At 51.5% G+C, this 17,449-nt stretch carries 16 protein-coding genes; all 16 read left to right on the forward strand.

What is annotated here, in order from left to right:
* The first annotated feature begins 20 nt into the window (after positions 1-20).
* Positions 21-2,231, forward strand: a complete 2,211-nt coding sequence (locus KSS96_RS08745; protein ID WP_217856457.1) for a bifunctional prephenate dehydrogenase/3-phosphoshikimate 1-carboxyvinyltransferase — start codon at positions 21-23, stop codon at positions 2,229-2,231.
* Positions 2,228-2,917, forward strand: a complete 690-nt coding sequence (cmk, locus tag KSS96_RS08750) for a (d)CMP kinase (protein WP_217856006.1) — start codon at positions 2,228-2,230, stop codon at positions 2,915-2,917. Before KSS96_RS08745 ends, cmk begins: the two co-directional genes overlap by 4 nt.
* 120 nt (positions 2,918-3,037) lie before the next feature.
* Positions 3,038-4,723, forward strand: a complete 1,686-nt coding sequence (gene rpsA / locus KSS96_RS08755; RefSeq protein WP_016975322.1) for a 30S ribosomal protein S1 — start codon at positions 3,038-3,040, stop codon at positions 4,721-4,723.
* Positions 4,724-4,885: 162 nt separating this feature from the next.
* Positions 4,886-5,170, forward strand: a complete 285-nt coding sequence (locus KSS96_RS08760; protein ID WP_017526597.1) for a hypothetical protein — start codon at positions 4,886-4,888, stop codon at positions 5,168-5,170.
* A gap of 131 nt (positions 5,171-5,301) precedes the next feature.
* Complete coding sequence (gene ihfB / locus KSS96_RS08765) at positions 5,302-5,598, forward strand: integration host factor subunit beta (protein ID WP_003218804.1); 297 nt, start codon at positions 5,302-5,304, stop codon at positions 5,596-5,598.
* A gap of 24 nt (positions 5,599-5,622) precedes the next feature.
* Positions 5,623-5,868: a lipopolysaccharide assembly protein LapA domain-containing protein gene (locus tag KSS96_RS08770; RefSeq protein WP_017526596.1), complete on the forward strand. Its 246-nt coding sequence runs from the start codon at positions 5,623-5,625 to the stop codon at positions 5,866-5,868.
* Between the two features lie 497 nt (positions 5,869-6,365).
* Positions 6,366-7,511, forward strand: a complete 1,146-nt coding sequence (gene rffA, locus KSS96_RS08775; RefSeq protein WP_217856459.1) for a dTDP-4-amino-4,6-dideoxygalactose transaminase — start codon at positions 6,366-6,368, stop codon at positions 7,509-7,511.
* A complete protein-coding gene (locus KSS96_RS08780) occupies positions 7,495-8,775 on the forward strand; it encodes an O-antigen translocase (protein ID WP_135196692.1) in 1,281 nt (426 codons plus the stop codon). Before rffA ends, KSS96_RS08780 begins: the two co-directional genes overlap by 17 nt.
* Complete coding sequence (locus KSS96_RS08785) at positions 8,775-9,890, forward strand: EpsG family protein (protein WP_217856008.1); 1,116 nt, start codon at positions 8,775-8,777, stop codon at positions 9,888-9,890. The genes KSS96_RS08780 and KSS96_RS08785 overlap by 1 nt, the downstream gene beginning before the upstream one ends.
* A gap of 17 nt (positions 9,891-9,907) precedes the next feature.
* Positions 9,908-11,119, forward strand: a complete 1,212-nt coding sequence (locus KSS96_RS08790; RefSeq protein WP_158555753.1) for a glycosyltransferase family 4 protein — start codon at positions 9,908-9,910, stop codon at positions 11,117-11,119.
* 1 nt (position 11,120) lies between these two features.
* On the forward strand, positions 11,121-12,356 hold the full coding sequence (locus KSS96_RS08795; RefSeq protein ID WP_017526591.1) for a glycosyltransferase family 4 protein: 1,236 nt from the start codon (positions 11,121-11,123) through the stop codon (positions 12,354-12,356).
* Between the two features lie 9 nt (positions 12,357-12,365).
* Positions 12,366-13,223, forward strand: coding sequence for a dTDP-4-dehydrorhamnose reductase family protein (locus tag KSS96_RS08800; RefSeq protein ID WP_017526590.1), 858 nt, complete (start codon positions 12,366-12,368; stop codon positions 13,221-13,223).
* Between the two features lie 13 nt (positions 13,224-13,236).
* Positions 13,237-14,247, forward strand: coding sequence for a polysaccharide biosynthesis protein (locus KSS96_RS08805; RefSeq protein WP_017526589.1), 1,011 nt, complete (start codon positions 13,237-13,239; stop codon positions 14,245-14,247).
* A complete protein-coding gene (gene wecB / locus KSS96_RS08810) occupies positions 14,240-15,367 on the forward strand; it encodes a non-hydrolyzing UDP-N-acetylglucosamine 2-epimerase (protein WP_017526588.1) in 1,128 nt (375 codons plus the stop codon). Before KSS96_RS08805 ends, wecB begins: the two co-directional genes overlap by 8 nt.
* A gap of 14 nt (positions 15,368-15,381) precedes the next feature.
* Positions 15,382-16,341, forward strand: coding sequence for a UDP-glucose 4-epimerase family protein (locus tag KSS96_RS08815; RefSeq protein WP_135196689.1), 960 nt, complete (start codon positions 15,382-15,384; stop codon positions 16,339-16,341).
* On the forward strand, positions 16,338-17,366 hold the full coding sequence (locus tag KSS96_RS08820) for an MraY family glycosyltransferase (protein ID WP_116079478.1): 1,029 nt from the start codon (positions 16,338-16,340) through the stop codon (positions 17,364-17,366). Before KSS96_RS08815 ends, KSS96_RS08820 begins: the two co-directional genes overlap by 4 nt.
* The last annotated feature ends 83 nt before the right edge of the window (positions 17,367-17,449 follow it).

The following is a 17,449-nucleotide window of genomic DNA, read 5'->3' on the forward strand; positions in this document are numbered from 1 at the left end:
CATTGCAACCTGTTGTGCCTATGATCGGTCGCCTGGTGGTGGTCGGCCTGGGGTTGATCGGCGGCTCCTTCGCCAAAGGCCTACGCGAAAGCGGGCTATGCGGCGAAGTGGTCGGTGTGGACCTGGACCCGCAATCGCGCAAGCTGGCCGTTGAGTTGGGGGTGGTGGATCGGTGTGAGGCCGACCTGGCGTTCGCATGCCAGGGCGCCGACGTGATCCAGCTCGCCGTGCCGATCCTGGCCATGGAAAAACTGTTGGCGTTGCTGGCCGGCATGGAGTTGGGCGGCGCGATTCTCACGGATGTCGGCAGTGCCAAGGGCAATGTGGTGCGCGCCGCGCAACTGGCCTTTGGCGGCATGCCTGCGCGCTTTGTGCCGGGCCATCCGATTGCAGGCTCCGAGCAGAGCGGGGTGGAGGCGTCCAATGCGCAGTTGTTCCGTCGGCATAAAGTGATCCTCACGCCGTTGGCGCAAACCGATCCGGCCGCGTTGGCGGTGGTAGATCGTCTCTGGCGTGAGCTGGGAGCGGATGTCGAGCATATGCAGGTCGAGCGTCATGACGAGGTCTTGGCTGCGACCAGCCATCTGCCGCATTTGCTGGCGTTCGGCCTGGTGGATTCTTTGGCCAAGCGCAACGAGAACCTGGATATTTTCCGTTACGCCGCCGGTGGCTTTCGCGACTTTACGCGGATTGCCGGCAGTGATCCGGTGATGTGGCACGACATCTTCCTCGCCAATCGCGAAGCGGTGTTGCGCACTCTGGACACTTTTCGCAGTGACCTCGACGCTTTGCGCGACGCGGTCGATGCGGGGGACGGCCATCAATTATTGGGCGTGTTTACGCGTGCACGAGTGGCGCGAGAGCACTTCAGCAAGATCCTGGCGCGCCGGGCCTATATGGAAACAGCTGTGAATGCCGATGAGCTGACCTTCATCGCCAACCCGGGCGGTCGCTTGAGCGGGCGTATCCGCGTGCCGGGCGACAAGTCGATCTCCCATCGGTCGATCATGCTGGGTTCGTTGGCTGAAGGCGTGACCGAAGTCGAAGGTTTCCTTGAAGGTGAAGATGCCTTGGCCACCTTGCAGGCGTTTCGCGACATGGGGGTGGTCATCGAGGGCCCGCACCATGGGCGCGTGACCATTCATGGCGTGGGTTTGCATGGTTTGAAGGCTGCACCGGGGCCGATTTATCTGGGGAACTCCGGTACGTCCATGCGCTTGTTGGCCGGGTTGCTGGCGGCGCAAAGTTTCGACAGCGTGTTGACGGGCGACGCGTCGCTGTCCAAGCGCCCGATGAATCGCGTGGCCAAGCCCTTGCGGGAAATGGGGGCGTTGATCGAGACAGGCCCGCAAGGATGTCCGCCGCTGACCATCCGTGGTGGGCAATCGTTGAAAGGCATGAATTATGCGCTGCCGATGGCCAGTGCTCAGGTCAAGTCCTGTCTGTTGCTTGCCGGGTTGTACGCCAAAGGCGTCACCGCGGTGACGGAGCCTGCGCCGACCCGCGACCATACTGAGCGCATGTTGCGCGGGTTTGGTTATCCGGTGGCAGTGCCGGGCGCTACCGTATCGCTGGAATCGGGCCATTTACTGACAGCGACCCACATTGAAGTGCCGGGGGATATTTCTTCAGCGGCGTTCTTCCTGGTGGCCGCTTCGATTGCCGAAGGCTCCGAGTTGTTGCTGGAGCACGTGGGAATCAATCCGACCCGAACCGGTGTGATCGATATCCTGCGGTTGATGGGTGCCGATATCACCCTGGAAAACCCACGCGAAGTGGGTGGCGAGCCGGTTGCTGACCTGCGTGTACGTGCGGCTGCGCTGAAGGGTATCGAGATTCCTCAAGCGCTGGTGCCGTTGGCTATCGATGAGTTTCCAGTGCTGTTTGTGGCGGCGGCCTGCGCTGAGGGCCGGACCGTTTTGTGTGGCGCTGAAGAGTTGCGCGTGAAGGAGTCCGACCGAATCCAGGTGATGGCCGACGGTCTGCTGGCGCTGGGGGTGAAGTGTGAACCGACCCCTGATGGGATTATCATTGACGGCGGCCCGATAGGCGGCGGTGATGTACACGCCCACGGCGATCACCGCATTGCCATGGCGTTCAGCGTCGCTTCCCTGCGGGCAACGGCGCCGATTCGTATCCATGACTGCGCCAATGTTGCTACGTCTTTTCCGAACTTTCTTACACTGTGTGCCCATGTCGGCATGCGTGTTGCCCAAGAGGCTCAATTGTGAATATCAAAGCTCCGGTGATTACCATCGACGGGCCAAGCGGCTCGGGCAAAGGCACGATCGCCGGCATCCTGGCCAAGCGCCTGGGCTGGTGCCTGCTGGATTCCGGCGCGCTCTATCGCCTGCTGGCATTTGCCGCACGCAACCATGGCGTCGACCTGACCAACGAAGAGTCTCTGAAGCTACTGGCGGCGCACCTTGATGTGCAGTTCGTCGGGGCGACGGAAGGCCATCCCCAGCGCATCATCCTCGAAGGTGATGATGTGACCGATGATCTGCGCAACGAGCAGGTCGGCTCCTGGGCGTCCCAGGTTGCCGCGCTGCCGGCGGTGCGTGATGCGCTGCTGCAGCGTCAGCGGGCTTTTCAGGAACCACCGGGCCTGGTGGCCGACGGTCGCGACATGGGCACGGTGGTATTTCCCGAGGCGCCGCTGAAGATTTTCCTGACAGCCAGCGCCGAGGAACGGGCTCGCCGCCGCTACTTGCAGTTGAAGGACAAAGTCGATGGTGTTAGTCTGTCGAGTCTGCTAGATGAGATCCGTGCACGCGATGAGCGTGATACCCAGCGCGCAGTAGCCCCGCTAAAGCCGGCGGCTGATGCCATCCAGCTGGATTCCACGGAGCTGTCCATCGAGCAGGTGCTGGAACGCATCTTGAGCGAAATCGCCATTCGCGATATCGCCGGGTGATCAAGAAGGCCGCAGGGGACCAGTCATAGTCCTGCGGTGGCTTCTTTTAACTGAAACTGACCCACACCGTCTGGGGTGTGGAGATGGGCGTATTCTTCGCCCTTATCAACAGGAATTAAAATGAGCGAAAGCTTTGCGGAACTCTTTGAAGAAAGCCTAAAAACCCTGAACCTTCAGGCAGGCTCCATCATCACCGGTGTTATCGTTGATATCGATTACCAAGCTCGCTGGGTAACCGTTCACGCTGGTCTGAAGTCTGAAGCTCTGATCCCGCTGGAACAGTTCTACAACGATGCTGGCGATCTGACAATCAATGTCGGTGACGAAGTTCACGTTGCTCTGGACTCGGTTGAAGACGGTTTCGGTGAAACCAAGCTGTCCCGTGAAAAAGCCAAGCGCGCTGAATGCTGGATTGTTCTCGAAGCAGCCTTCGCAGCTGAAGAAGTGGTCAAGGGCGTTATCAACGGTAAGGTTAAAGGCGGCTTCACTGTCGACGTTAACGGCATCCGTGCGTTCCTGCCAGGTTCTTTGGTCGATGTTCGTCCAGTGCGCGACACCACGCACCTGGAAGGCAAGGAACTCGAATTCAAGGTCATCAAACTCGACCAGAAGCGCAACAACGTTGTCGTTTCCCGTCGCAGCGTCCTGGAAGCAGAAAACTCCGCCGAGCGTGAAGCTCTGCTGGAATCCCTGCAGGAAGGCCAACAAGTCAAAGGTATCGTCAAGAACCTCACCGATTACGGCGCATTCGTCGATCTGGGTGGCGTCGATGGCCTGCTGCACATTACCGACATGGCTTGGAAGCGTATCAAGCATCCTTCCGAAATCGTCAACGTTGGCGACGAGATCGATGTCAAGGTTCTGAAATACGATCGCGAACGCAACCGTGTTTCCCTGGGCCTGAAGCAACTGGGTGAAGATCCATGGGTTGCTATCAAAGCCCGTTATCCAGAAAGCACTCGCGTTACCGCGCGTGTAACCAACCTGACCGACTACGGCTGCTTCGCTGAGCTGGAAGAAGGCGTGGAAGGCCTGGTACACGTTTCCGAAATGGACTGGACCAACAAGAACATCCACCCTTCGAAAGTCGTACAAGTCGGCGACGAAGTGGAAGTTATGGTTCTGGACATCGACGAAGAGCGTCGTCGTATCTCCCTGGGCATCAAGCAGTGCAAATCTAACCCATGGGAAGATTTCTCTGGCCAGTTCAACAAGGGCGATAAAATCTCCGGCACCATCAAGTCGATCACCGATTTCGGTATCTTCATTGGTCTGGACGGCGGCATCGACGGCCTGGTTCACCTGTCCGACATCTCCTGGAACGAAGTTGGCGAAGAAGCTGTTCGTCGTTTCAAGAAGGGCGACGAGCTGGACACCGTTATCCTGTCGGTTGACCCAGAGCGCGAGCGCATCTCCCTGGGCATCAAGCAACTGGAAAGCGATCCGTTCTCCGAGTACGTTCAAGAGAACGACAAGGGCGCCATCGTTAAAGGCACTGTGAAAGAAGTTGACGCTAAAGGCGCCATCATCGTTCTGGCCGACGATATCGAAGCGACTCTGAAAGCCTCCGAAATCAGCCGTGACCGCGTTGAAGACGCGCGCAACGTTCTGAAAGAAGGTCAGGAAGTAGAAGCCAAGATCATCAGCGTTGACCGCAAGAGCCGTGTAATCCAGCTCTCCATCAAGTCCAAAGACGAAGTGGAAGAGAAAGAAGCAATCCAGAGCCTGAAATCGGCTCCGGAAGCTGCACAAGGCGAGACCACTATGGCCTCCCTGCTGCGCGAAGCTATGGCTAAGCAGAACTAAGTTCTGTAAGGCTGTAAAAAGGGCGACTTCGGTCGCCCTTTTTTGTGCCTGCAATTTGTTGAATCAACAAGCGAGAACCAAGGCATTTAGCTCGGGGTCAGAACTGACTATAGTCTTGGTAAAAGCGTTACCCGTTTTGTTGTTGTTTTAATAAGGATTTCAATGAACAAGCTTATCGTAATATTCGCAGTGGTAATGCTTGCAGGCTGCTCAGTCACCAGCGCCAAAACTCACGCCAGGCGCGGCGTCAGCGGCATAGAGGTCGACTGCTCCGGTCTTGGCAACGGCTGGGATAAGTGCGAGAGGCGCGCCGCTCGTGAATGCAAGATGCAGGGCTATAAGGTCATCACTCGATCCAGCGACGCCAAGGATGAGGAGGGCGACTACCTGTTCGGCTGGAACCCCGCCGGCGCGGTTACTCGCAAGATGCTCGTCATATGCAATTGAGAGGTTTTGTGTTCTATTCAGGTGTTTATTTAACCAGCAGATAAGTTTATGCATGGGCTGTTCAAATTCATCAAGTCATGCTAAAACCTTCGAAGCGCTTTTCCTAGCTGCTTGAAAAAGAAGGGAAAAATATGACGAAGTCGGAGTTGATCGAACGAATTGTCACCCATCAAGGGCTGCTCTCATCCAAGGATGTGGAGTTGGCTATTAAGACCATGCTTGAGCAAATGTCCCAGTGCCTGGCTACCGGGGATCGGATTGAGATCCGTGGATTTGGGAGTTTTTCGCTGCACTATCGTGCGCCACGGGTAGGGCGCAATCCTAAGACTGGGCAGTCGGTAAGTCTGGATGGGAAATTTGTGCCTCATTTCAAGCCGGGGAAGGAACTGCGGGATCGGGTGAATGAAGATGAGGAAGAAGGCGTCTGAGTGGCGTTAGGGTGGGAGTAAGTCATGCGTGGGATTAAACGTGTTTTTCTGATGTTGGTAGTGCTAGCTGTTGCACTGATGGTTGCAGCTTTTGTGTTGGAGAACCAACAAGGCGTCTCTCTTTCGTTCCTGGGGTGGGCCACCATGCAACTGCCAGTGGCCGTTTATGTCGTCGCTGCGCTAATCGTCGGGTTGTTGATAGGTCCCTTTTTTTGCGTATTGGCAGCCAGTGTCCGCCGTAATAAGCGAGCGTCGGCTGCGCGCGGATAAAGTTCCTCCTCGCGACCGCTTCTCCCTATGGGTTGTGTAGGGGGCTATTTTCCTTCCGGGTAATCGTCAAGTGAGGCCCGCATTATTTGGAGGGGCTCTACTGAAAGCGCGCCCTTCCTCTTGCTCAGTCGAGTTAATCGATACCTTGAGCTTAGGATTTTCTTCATAAAAATCAGTCAGTTGCGGATAGATTGCCTAGGGTTGGCGTTATAAAAGCGCCACGTCAAGGTTCAAAGCGCACCGGTTATCGGGTAAAATGCAGCCCATCAACGATAGCTGGCGTCTTGCGTTTTCAGTGCTAGTAGTTAGGCGGGATTCGGCCGGCGATCTGCTACTGTGAATACCCTCATATCTGTGTGAAAACTCCTCCAGTTTTGTGTTCGAACAAATGCCGAGGCAGCAATTAATCGGCTCGCGATCAATTCTATTTGCGGGTCTTGTCTTTAAGCAATATTTGGCTTAAGCCCAGTAAGCAAAAGAATTTTACGGTGAGCGCGATGCAGATTCCATTTAATAAACCACCCTATACGGGTAACGAAGATCAATATGTAATACGTGCCATGCGCAGTGCCAAGATGTCTGGTGACGGTGAGTTTACCATTGGTTGTCAGCGTTGGTTTGAGAAAACATTCTCTTGTGAAAAAGCGTTATTGACACCTTCGTGCACTCAAGCGCTCGAAATGGCTGCTATCTTGATAGATATACAGCCGGGTGACGAAGTCATCATGCCAAGCTATACCTTTGTAAGTACTGCTAACGCATTTGTACTTCGAGGCGCGAAGATTGTTTTTGTAGATATTCGGCCAGACACAATGAATATTGATGAAACGCTTATCGAAGCGGCGATCACTACAAAAACTAAGGCGATTGTGCCCGTTCATTATGCCGGTGTTGCCTGTGACATGGATGCGATCATGGATATTGCGCAGCGACATGACTTGTTTGTCGTGGAAGATGCTGCTCAGGGCATGATGTCGACTTATAAAGGGCGTTGGCTAGGGACCATCGGGCATTTGGCTGCTTATAGTTTTCATGAAACAAAAAACTACACCAGTGGCGGTGAAGGTGGTTTGTTGTTAATCAATGATAAGCGCTTTATTGGTCGCGCCGAAATCATTAGGGAAAAGGGTACTAATCGCAGCCAGTTCTTTAGAGGTATGATTGATAAATATACATGGGTTGATATTGGTAGTAGTTATTTGCCGGGGGAATTGCAGGCCGCTTATTTATTTGGGCAATTAGAATACGCGACGCTCATTAATGATTCTAGACTCAGTATTTGGCAGCACTACCGTACGGCCTTCGCAGAGTTGGCGGCGACGGGACTGATTGAAGTTCCGACCATTCCAAATGGCTGTGTGGCCAATGCGCATATGTTTTATATCAAAGTAAAAGATATCGCTGCACGCGGGGCAGTTCTCAGCCATTTGAAGGATGCCAGCGTGGGGGCGGTTTTTCATTATGTTCCACTTCACAGCGCGCCTGCAGGTGTTTTGCTCGGTCGATTCAACGGTGAAGACCGTTTTACTACCAGGGAAAGCGAGCGTCTTATTCGTTTGCCTGTCTGGCATGGTATGACAGAGGCTGAGATCCAGCATGTTATCAATTCCGTGATAGGTGCAGTTAATGCCCTCGGCCGGTAAGTTGGATGGCTCAAACCGAGGTATGCTGATCGGCGCCTTTTTTACAAGCGCTGCTCAAGCGTCAAAGATATTGGTTGGCTTCTGTTTACTAAAATTAATCGCCGTGTACATGGGGGCGGATGGCCTCGGCAAGCTGGGTCATTTCATGAGCTTGGTATCTATCGCTGTGTTGCTGGCAGGGGGCGGTATAAGCCACGGCGTAATCAAGTACGTCGCGGAGTTTAAAGAAAGTCATTTTAAAATGTACAAATTGTTCTCGACGTCAATATTCTACGCCTTGGGTTTTTGCCTTGTGGCGTTTGTTTTTCTGCTTGTTTTTTCAGAAAAAATTTCGACGCTAATATTCGGGCGGCGTGAAGACTTCTGGATTGTTATAGTGCTGGCCTTTGCTCAATTTGTATTTGCGTTCAATATTTTGTTCTCCGGTTTTTTTAACGGTCTAGGGAAACTGAAGGTAAACGCCAGCGTTCAGGTTATTTCCAATATTCTTGTGCTCCCCATAATCTGGTGGTTAATTTCTGCATGGGGTGTGTCTGGTGCAGCGATGGCAATGGTGTCATTGTTTACCATGCCCGCGCTCATTTCTTTGTTTTTTCTGAGGAGGATGTCGATTTTCAGAATGGTCAAGTGGCAGAAGTTTGATATAACACTTGGCAGGAATTTTTCCCGATTCGGATTGATGCTGCTTGTCAGCGCCTTAATGTTTCCAGTGGTCGAAATAATCATCAGGGAATCGCTAATAACGCAGGTGGGCTATGCCCAGGCGGGAATTTGGCAAGGGAGTATCAAGCTCTCGAGCGCGTATATTGGTTTTTTCAGCGTTTTTTTAGCATCATATTACATGCCGCTGGTGTCATCGACTCAAGATAAAGCAGCGGTTAAAGCCCAGGTAGTGAAATTTCTTCTATTGGTAATGGCGGCTTTCTTAGCTGGCGGTAGTGTTCTTTATTTTGGGCGTAGTTTTTTTATCCCAGCATTATTATCTTCCGAATTTCATGAATTGGAAGGCTATATAATTTATCAGTTGATTGGCGATTTTTTTAAAGTCTCTGCTTATGTTGTTGGTTTCGTCGCGGTGGCGAAGGCGGCAACGAAACTATATATCTTGGCTGAAGTGCTGCAGGCGCTACTTTTTATCGGCTTGACATTTACTGTAGGGCGCGAAGTGGGTGGGGTGCACGGTGTCATGTATGCTTACATGCTAGCATATATCATATACTTTATGATTTCGATGGCCGGTTTTATTTATTGGGCACGTAACTGATGGGCATGCAGTTTTTTCTCCCGCTGTATCTCGTATTCGGATTTCTGGTCATCGTCGCCGCGTGGGACATACTGGGTGAACAGAAACTGCCGCAAGCGGTTGTTTCTGCTCTGATGGGGGTGCCGCTTTTCCTATTGGCAACCTTCAGGGTGGCCGGTGTGGGCAATGACGATCTTGCTTACCTGACAATGCTGCATGAAATTCCTTCAATTTTGGAATGCAGCAATATTTATTGTGATTACAGCTATACAACATTTAATATCGAATTCGGTTTCTTTATGCTTCTCTCAACGCTCGCGGCGTTAGCGAGAAACTCTTATATTTTATTTGGGGTCAGTTCACTGGCGGCGATAAGTTTCAATGTTAGGAGTATTCGGTATTTCTCTCCTTACTTTGCCTTGGGTATGCTGATTTACTTTACGCATTTTTATCTTGCGAAGGACTTGAACGCGATACGTCTGGGGATAGCCTCTGGCATAGTATTTTTAGCCGCGACGTATCTTCATAAAAAACAATATATGCTGTTGGCGTTTTATCTTGCGCTGGCGATGACTGTACACGTGTCGTCGGCTTTTTTTATAGTTCCTGTCGTGTTGTATATGCTCAGGCCAACACGCGTGATGTATCTGTTGCTCACGGTAGTTCTTGTTTTTATGACATCCTTTGTTGACTCGAAATGGTTGTTGCGGCAAATGGCGTTCATCAGTTTTATCAGTGAAAAAATTGACTCATATCTAACCACTGAAAAGTACGGCTACGCATTGCCACTTTTTGATATGGTCAATATTAAGAATTTACTTCTGATTATAGCTGGGTGGGTGTGGTGGAAAAAGCTGGAGGTAAGCTATCCCACTTTCAATCTCGTTTTCTGCGTTTTTTATTGTGCGACGTTCTTGCGAATTGTCTTGGGCGACTTTGCAATTCTTGCAGGTCGCGGGTACGCGAGTATATCAATGTTTGAATATATACTGTTGCCTATGATTGCAGTGCATCTTTTTGGCAAGAGAAATGGCTTCTTGATTGTCGCTGTCTACGCCCTCGGTGCACTTTATTTGAATCTGAGCAGCAATTTAAGGTGGACGGGCGGTTCTGAAATTTTTTTTGATTTTTTATAATTTTTCTCGGTGAGTGTATGAAGAATATTTTGCTTGTATTGGGTGGCTTGGCCATTGGTGGCGTTGAGACCTATGTTGTCAGGTTGTCTAAATACCTCAGTCAGTCCGGGTGTAATGTAACAGTTACATTACTTTCGAATAAGTATGACGCAGGCCTGTTCAATGAGTTGTCTAATTACGCTACAGTCAATATCGTAGAACATCTGCCATTTTTTCCTGCGTCCAGTTGGATAAATGCGCTGTTGCCCGTGCCAAAGGATCCGGTTATATACGATGTCGTGCATGTGGTGGACGTGTTAACGTTGGCTTATGTTTTTTTGAATAAGGCGCGGTTGAAGTTCACTTTCCTTAGTATTGGTATCTATCACTCTATGGAAATCAGTTGGTGGCGGGGTCGAAATATATATTTCAGAAAGAAAATGCTCGAATTGTATGATAAAAACGTCCACTTGACGCTGTTTCCTAATGAGCGAACCGCGGAGATGGCAGCGGCGCTTTCTAATGTCGATGTGGCGACGCTGGATGTATTGCCGCTGGGGGTATCCTTTGAAAGCTATAGTACTCGTCAGCCACTTCAGTCGTCTCTGCGCATCGTTTCCATAGGCCGTTTAGTCGATTTTAAAGTTTATAATAAGCATGTCATCGCACAGCTGTCAGAGCTTCGTAAACGTGCAAATTTTGAGTATTTTATCTACGGCGCCGGTCCAGAGCACGCTGCGCTTATCTCGCTGGCTGAGACATGCGGTGTCAGTGATTATGTGCACTTTATGGGCGAAGTGGAGTATGCCGAGCTCCCCAGCATTTTCGACGGCGCGTTTTGTTTCGTGGGCTCTGGTACGACGATCATTGAAGCATCTGCAGCCGGTATTCCTTCGGTGGTGGGCATTGAATCCATAGAGTTACCGCTGACGTGTGGTCTATTTTCGGATGTCTCAGGGTATTCCTACAACGAAGTGTCAGCGACTACAGTGAGAGTAGGGATTCGGGAAACAATCGAGATGTTACATAGTATGAGTCCTGAGGGATACAGCGAAGTTTCTGATAAACATCGGCAAAAAGCCAAATCGTTTGATATCGTTGAAACATCAAAGCGGTTTGTTGAGCTGTCTAATCGGACCCCTGTATTTGATATTTCAATTAATCGCTGGGTTGCCATGTTGTCATTTGTCAAGTCAGTTATTCTTCAGGGGCCTAAAGCGCTTAAGTCCCGATTTGATAGTGTGGGATGATATGTCTTTGAATATAGCGATTGTCACTCAGTATTTTTATCCTGAGAGCTTCATTATCAATGATGTTGCCGAGGAGTTGGCGTGCTTCGGGCACACTGTTGAAGTCTTTACAGGACAACCTAATTATCCCGAAGGCGATACCTACAAAGGTTATGACTCCACTGCTTGTAGTGAGCAGATCTACAAGGACAGAGTAAAAGTTCATAGGGTTCCGTTGAGGCCCAGAAAGTCAGGTGGCGCTAAAAACTTGCTTCTCAACTACCTTTCCTTTGTGGCAAATGGCGTTAGGTACTTCCCGAAACAAAACGCTGGTAAGCAATTTGACGCAATCATCGTTTTTGCGGTTTCGCCGATTACAGCAGCTATTCCTGCCATCGTGTTAAAACGTTCCAGCAAGGCTCACTTGATGGTTTGGGTGCAGGATTTGTGGCCGGAAACGCTCAAGGCAACAGGGTTTATCAAAAATCCAATGCTGTTGAAGGCAATAGGTGTCTTGGTGCGTTTTATCTACGCACGGGCGGACACGGTCCTGGTTCAATCTGAAGCGTTCATTTCCTCTGCGTCCAAGTACGTGGCGAAAGACAAGCTCGTCTACTACCCCAACTCTTACCGCGTTGCAGCCACGCAAGCGAATGCTGTTGATGGCGTGCCGCTTGAGGTCCGCCAGTTATTGCTGTCGAATTTTTGCGTGGTCTTTGCCGGGAACCTTGGGTTTGCACAGTCCTTGGAGACTATTGTCGATGCCGCCAAGGCTCTGGTGCACCTGGATTGCAAGATTGTCGTGGTGGGCAGTGGTAGCCGTTTGGATTGGATGCAGGAACAAAAACGCCAGCACCATCTGCACAATCTGGAACTCGTAGGCCGTTTGCCCTCCTCAGCTATGCCCGAATTGTTCGCAAAAAGTGGGGCGTTACTGGTGACACTCAAGCGAGAAGAGATATTCGCATTGACCATACCCAGTAAGATCCAAGCCTATATGGCAGCAGGCAAGCCTATTCTGGCTGCTCTGGATGGCGAAGGGGCCAGGATTTTGGCCCAGGCGGGGGCTGGCTTATGTTCGCAAGCAGAGGATGCCGCAGCGCTGGCCAAGAACATTGAGGCGCTCTACGAGGCTACGCCGGAAAAAAGAGCCGCCTACGGAGCGGCGGCATTCAGGTTTTTCTGTGACAATTACGAAATGAAGACGCAATGCCATCGATTGGTACAAATTATTGAAAACCGTATTGCCAACTCTTAGAGATCAATCATGAAAATATTAGTGCTGGGCGTGACGGGAATGCTTGGAAGTACCGTGTTCAAGTACATTTCCAATCACACTTCACATAGCGTTTTCGGTACTATGCGTGGCAAAGGCGGGGCCAATTACTTCGAAGAGAAGCACGCGTGCTGCTTTTATTCGGATGTTGATGTTTTGGATTACGAGTCTTTGGTAGCGGTGTTTGAAAAAAACCGTCCTGACGTGGTGATCAACTGTGTCGGCCTGATCAAGCAATTAGCCCAAGCCAAAGATCCCCTGTCGACGCTGCCGCTCAATTCAATGCTGCCGCATCGCCTGTCCAAGTTATGCCAATTGATTAACGCACGGCTGATTCATATCAGTACCGACTGCGTATTTACTGGAACGAAGGGCATGTACCTCGAATCCGATACGTCGGATGCAGTGGACCTTTACGGTAAATCCAAATTCATTGGTGAGGTGAATGATCAGCCTCATGCGATAACGTTGCGCACTTCGATTATTGGCCATGAGTTAGCAAGTAGTGCATCTCTGGTCGACTGGTTTCTGTCCCAGGAAGGTTCGGTAAAGGGCTTCACGAAAGCTATTTTTTCCGGTGTGCCTACCGTAGAGCTGGCTCGTATCATCGCTGAGTTTGTACTGCCAAAACCAGAGTTATCCGGTCTTTATCACGTCTCTGCCAAACCAATTGATAAATTTACGCTGCTGACCGAAATCGCTAAGGTCTACCAGAAAAATATCGATATTATTCCCGATAACCAATTAGCGATCGATCGTTCCCTTGACTCGACGCGCTTTCGGGAGGCCGTGGGTTATAATCCGCCGTCATGGCCGGAGCTGATTCAGTTTATGCGCGCACAGCGATAAATTAGGAGGTTTTATGTTTGATAACAAAATTTTGATGATTACCGGTGGCACTGGTTCTTTCGGTAATACCGTTTTAAAGCGCTTTCTCGACACCCAAGTAAAAGAAATTCGGGTATTCAGTCGCGACGAGAAAAAACAGGAAGATATGCGCATTGCGTTGGGCAATGACAAAGTCAAGTTCTATATTGGTGATGTGCGTGACTACGCGAGCATTTCCCAAGCCATGGTGGGCGTCAATTATATCTTTCACGCGGCGGCACTCAAGCAGGTTCCGTCCTGTGAGTTTTACCCAATGGAGGCTGTCAAAACCAACGTTCTGGGTACAGAGAACGTGCTCAACGCGGCCATTGCGAACAATGTAGAACGTGTCGTGGTGTTGAGCACTGACAAAGCGGTGTACCCGATCAACGCCATGGGTATTTCCAAGGCTATGGCGGAAAAGCTGGTGGTTGCCAAGTCCAGAATGATCCCACAAGGCGGCCCGGTTATTTGCTCCACGCGTTACGGCAATGTCATGGCCTCGCGGGGTTCGGTCATCCCGTTGTTCGTCAATCAGCTGAAACAAGGCGGCGAATTGACGGTTACCGATCCCAATATGACCCGCTTCTTGATGTCGCTGGAAGACTCCGTGGACTTGGTGTTGCATGCTTTCGAGTTTGCCGAGCAAGGCGATATTTTCGTGCAAAAGGCTCCGGCCTCTACGGTAGAGGATTTGGCGCAAGCGCTGAAAGAACTGTTCAAGCGTTTAAATGCGATTAAAGTTATTGGCACTCGACACGGTGAGAAACTTTATGAGTCGCTGATTTCGCGGGAGGAAATGGCCAAGGCCGAGGACATGGGGCGCTACTATCGGATTCCGGCGGATAATCGCGACTTGAATTATGAGAAGTACTTTGTCGAAGGCGAAACGCATATTTCCGAGTTGGATGATTACACCTCCCATAATACAGAACGTTTGGACGTCGAAGGTGTTAAAACGCTGTTGTTGAAGTTGGAGTTTATTCAGGAGCAGCTCAATGCTTAAGGTCATGACGCTAGTCGGTACTCGCCCGGAACTTATTAAGATGAGTCGGGTGATCGCAGAACTCGATAAACAGACTCAGCATATTTTGGTTCACTCGGGCCAGAATTATGACTATGAGCTTAATCAAGTGTTTTTTGACGAGCTGGACATTCGCAAGCCCGACCACTTTTTAGGCGCCGTTGGCGAAACTGCGGCTCAGACAATTGCAGAGGTGATCGCCAAATCAGACGCGCTTTTTGAGTTGGAAAAACCCGACGCCCTGTTGCTCTACGGGGATACGAATACGTGTCTGGCGGTTATATCCGCCAAACGTCGAAAAATCCCGGTATTCCACATGGAGGCGGGGAATCGCTGTTTCGACCAGCGTGTACCCGAGGAACTCAACCGCAAAGTGCTGGACCATTTGAGTGATATCAATATGGTACTCACCGAGCATGCACGTCGTTATTTACTGGATGAAGGTGTGCGTCCCGAGACCATTATCAAGACCGGGTCGCATATGGCGGAAGTCTTGCAGCATTACATGCCCAAAATTGAAGCATCGGATGTTCTGGTTCGAGAAGGGCTGGTCGCGGGGCAATATTTTATTGTCAGCGCGCACCGTGAGGAAAACGTTGATACCCCAGACAATTTGAAGGATTTGCTCGGTTCACTGAAGGCACTGGCAGACGAATACCACTATCAGGTCATCGTCTCTACTCACCCTCGCACCCGCAAGCGCCTTGAGGCACTGGGCGAGTCTCTGGATCATCCACTGATTCGCTTCGTAAAGCCGTTTGGCCTGCTCGACTACATCAAATTGCAGATGGAGGCGTTTTGCGTGGTGTCCGACAGCGGTACTATCACCGAAGAAGCCTCGTTGCTGAACTTGCCGGCAGTCACCATCCGCAATGCTCATGAGCGACCAGAGGGCATGGATGCAGGCACGCTGATAATGTGTGGGTTGAGAGCCGAGCGCGTTCTTGATTCGGTGCGTATCGTCACCACGCAACATGTTCGTGGCGAGCGGGCGCTTGCGGTGGTCGATGATTATCTTGGCGGTGCTGTATCCAAGAAAGTCGTGCGTATTGTGCACAGTTATACTGATTATATTAATCGCACTGTTTGGTCTAAGTCGTAGGCAAGGAGCTTTACGTGCACATTTTCGTCACTGGAGCTTCGGGATTTGTCGGCAGCCGGTTGGTTCAAGTGTTAGCCGCTCGTGCTGACACTCGTGTCACTGTTGCCGCAAGGGGCCGTCATCTTACCTGCGCAACGGCCGAGCGGGTGGTTCGATTCGAGGACCTTGCAACGGCGAGTTTCTCGGCGGAACTGTCTGGGGTGGACGCAGTGGTCCATTGCGCCGCTCGTGTTCACGTCATGAACGACTTGGAAGCTAACCCCCTTCACGCATTCCGCGTGGTCAATGTCGAAGGCACGCTTAACGTGGCGCGTCAGGCTGCGGAGGCTGGGGTACGTCGCTTTGTGTTTCTCAGCTCGATCAAGGTCAACGGCGAAGGCACCGAGCCCGGTGTGCCGTTTACTGCTGATCAGCCAGGCAACCCGGTAGACCCTTACGGGGTTTCAAAGATGGAAGCCGAGCAGCGCCTTCGGGAGTTGGCCCTAACGACGGGTATGGAGGTGGTGATCATTCGCCCCGTACTGGTTTATGGGCCAGGTGTGAAAGCTAATTTTCTGAGCATGATGCGTTGGCTGCATAAGGGGTTACCTTTGCCTTTTGGCGCCATTCATAACGCTCGCAGCCTTGTAGCGTTGGATAACCTGGTTGATCTGACCGTTCTGTGTCTGAGTCATCCGGCGGCTGCCAACCAGACCTTTATGGTCAGCGATGGCGAAGATTTGTCCACCACCGCCCTGTTACGCAAGATGGCATCAGCGTTGGAAAGGCCGGCGCGTCTGCTTCCCGTCCCTGCCGTTTTACTGAATGCCGCTGCCCGCATGCTAGGCAAGCGCAGCTTGTCTCAACGGTTGTGTGGTTCATTGCAGGTTGATATCGCCAAAACGCGTGCCGTTCTGGGGTGGACGCCGCCATTGTCAGTGGAACAGGCGTTGAGGCTCACTGCCTCGGATTACATGGAAAATGAAAAGAAATGAGTGAAGGGTGGATTGTTCTTGTTGTTGCATTAACCTCATTTTTGATGACTGCTGTACTTAGGCGTTATGCGCTTTCGCGAAGCATTATGGATATCCCGAATGCGCGCAGTTCGCATTCGATTCCCACGCCACGCGGTGGTGGTGTTGCAATCGTGCTGGCGTTTCTGGCGGTGACTCCTGTTTTGGGGTGGCTGGATTTGGTTTCGGCCCATACGTTGATCGCAATGGGAGGAGCCGGCGCGCTGGTAGCCGTACTGGGTTTTATGGATGATCATGGCCATATCGCTGCCCGCTGGCGCCTGACTGGCCATTTCGCATCAGCGATCTGGGCGTTGTTCTGGATGGACGGACTTGGCCCGCTGACGGTGTTCGGCTGGGAACTGCATCTGGGGCTGATCGGGAATATTCTGGCCGCTGTGTTTCTGGTCTGGATGCTCAACCTCTATAATTTTATGGATGGTATAGATGGGATTGCCAGTGTTGAAGCCATCTGCGCGTGCCTTGGTGGCTGTTTGCTCTTTGCGTTGAGTGGTCATCAGGACATGATTTGGTTACCGCTGCTCTTAGCTGCTGCTGTGAGCGCGTTCCTGGTTTGGAATTTCCCACCTGCCAAAATTTTCATGGGGGATGCCGGAAGCGGATTTCTGGGCATTATCTTGGGTTGTTTTGCGATTCAGGCCGGTTGGGTTCAATCATCGTTTTTCTGGGCCTGGTTGATTTTGTTGGGTGTGTTTGTGGTTGATGCAACGTTCACTCTGGTGCGCCGCCTGCTACGGGGCGATAAGGTCTACGAAGCGCATCGCAGTCATGCCTATCAGTTTGCTTCACGCAAGTTCGGTAGACACCTGCCAGTGACGTTGGCGGTGGCGGCCATTAATATCGTTTGGTTGTTGCCCATTGCACTCGGTGTTGTTCTATATGGATGGGATGGAACGTGGGCTCTGGTTGTCGCTTATCTACCGCTGATCTTCCTGGCGATCAAGTTTCATGCTGGAGAACTTGAGCGATCAGACGTTATTGACTGAGCCGCACGTGCAGCCGGGCAGAACGCCTCGAAGGGCTCATGGATGGCTTTACCAAGGCAAAGCATTAGGATGTTAAGAGGTGT

It is taken from the genome of Pseudomonas asgharzadehiana, from assembly GCF_019139815.1.
GTDB classification, from domain to species: Bacteria; Pseudomonadota; Gammaproteobacteria; order Pseudomonadales; family Pseudomonadaceae; genus Aquipseudomonas; species Aquipseudomonas asgharzadehiana.

Bases quoted from the DNA above. Each gene is read 5' to 3' on its own strand.
- KSS96_RS08805 (WP_017526589.1), top strand. From the start codon at position 13,237: ATGTTTGATAACAAAATTTTGATGATTACCGGTGGCACTGGTTCTTTC.
- rffA (WP_217856459.1), top strand. From the start codon at position 6,366: ATGCAGATTCCATTTAATAAACCACCCTATACGGGTAACGAAGATCAA.
- KSS96_RS08760 (WP_017526597.1), top strand. From the start codon at position 4,886: ATGAACAAGCTTATCGTAATATTCGCAGTGGTAATGCTTGCAGGCTGC.
- ihfB (WP_003218804.1), top strand. From the start codon at position 5,302: ATGACGAAGTCGGAGTTGATCGAACGAATTGTCACCCATCAAGGGCTG.
- KSS96_RS08795 (WP_017526591.1), top strand. From the start codon at position 11,121: ATGTCTTTGAATATAGCGATTGTCACTCAGTATTTTTATCCTGAGAGC.
- KSS96_RS08785 (WP_217856008.1), top strand. From the start codon at position 8,775: ATGGGCATGCAGTTTTTTCTCCCGCTGTATCTCGTATTCGGATTTCTG.
- KSS96_RS08770 (WP_017526596.1), top strand. From the start codon at position 5,623: ATGCGTGGGATTAAACGTGTTTTTCTGATGTTGGTAGTGCTAGCTGTT.
- rpsA (WP_016975322.1), top strand. From the start codon at position 3,038: ATGAGCGAAAGCTTTGCGGAACTCTTTGAAGAAAGCCTAAAAACCCTG.
- wecB (WP_017526588.1), top strand. From the start codon at position 14,240: ATGCTTAAGGTCATGACGCTAGTCGGTACTCGCCCGGAACTTATTAAG.
- KSS96_RS08820 (WP_116079478.1), top strand. From the start codon at position 16,338: ATGAGTGAAGGGTGGATTGTTCTTGTTGTTGCATTAACCTCATTTTTG.
- KSS96_RS08800 (WP_017526590.1), top strand. From the start codon at position 12,366: ATGAAAATATTAGTGCTGGGCGTGACGGGAATGCTTGGAAGTACCGTG.
- KSS96_RS08745 (WP_217856457.1), top strand. From the start codon at position 21: ATGATCGGTCGCCTGGTGGTGGTCGGCCTGGGGTTGATCGGCGGCTCC.
- KSS96_RS08780 (WP_135196692.1), top strand. From the start codon at position 7,495: ATGCCCTCGGCCGGTAAGTTGGATGGCTCAAACCGAGGTATGCTGATC.
- KSS96_RS08790 (WP_158555753.1), top strand. From the start codon at position 9,908: ATGAAGAATATTTTGCTTGTATTGGGTGGCTTGGCCATTGGTGGCGTT.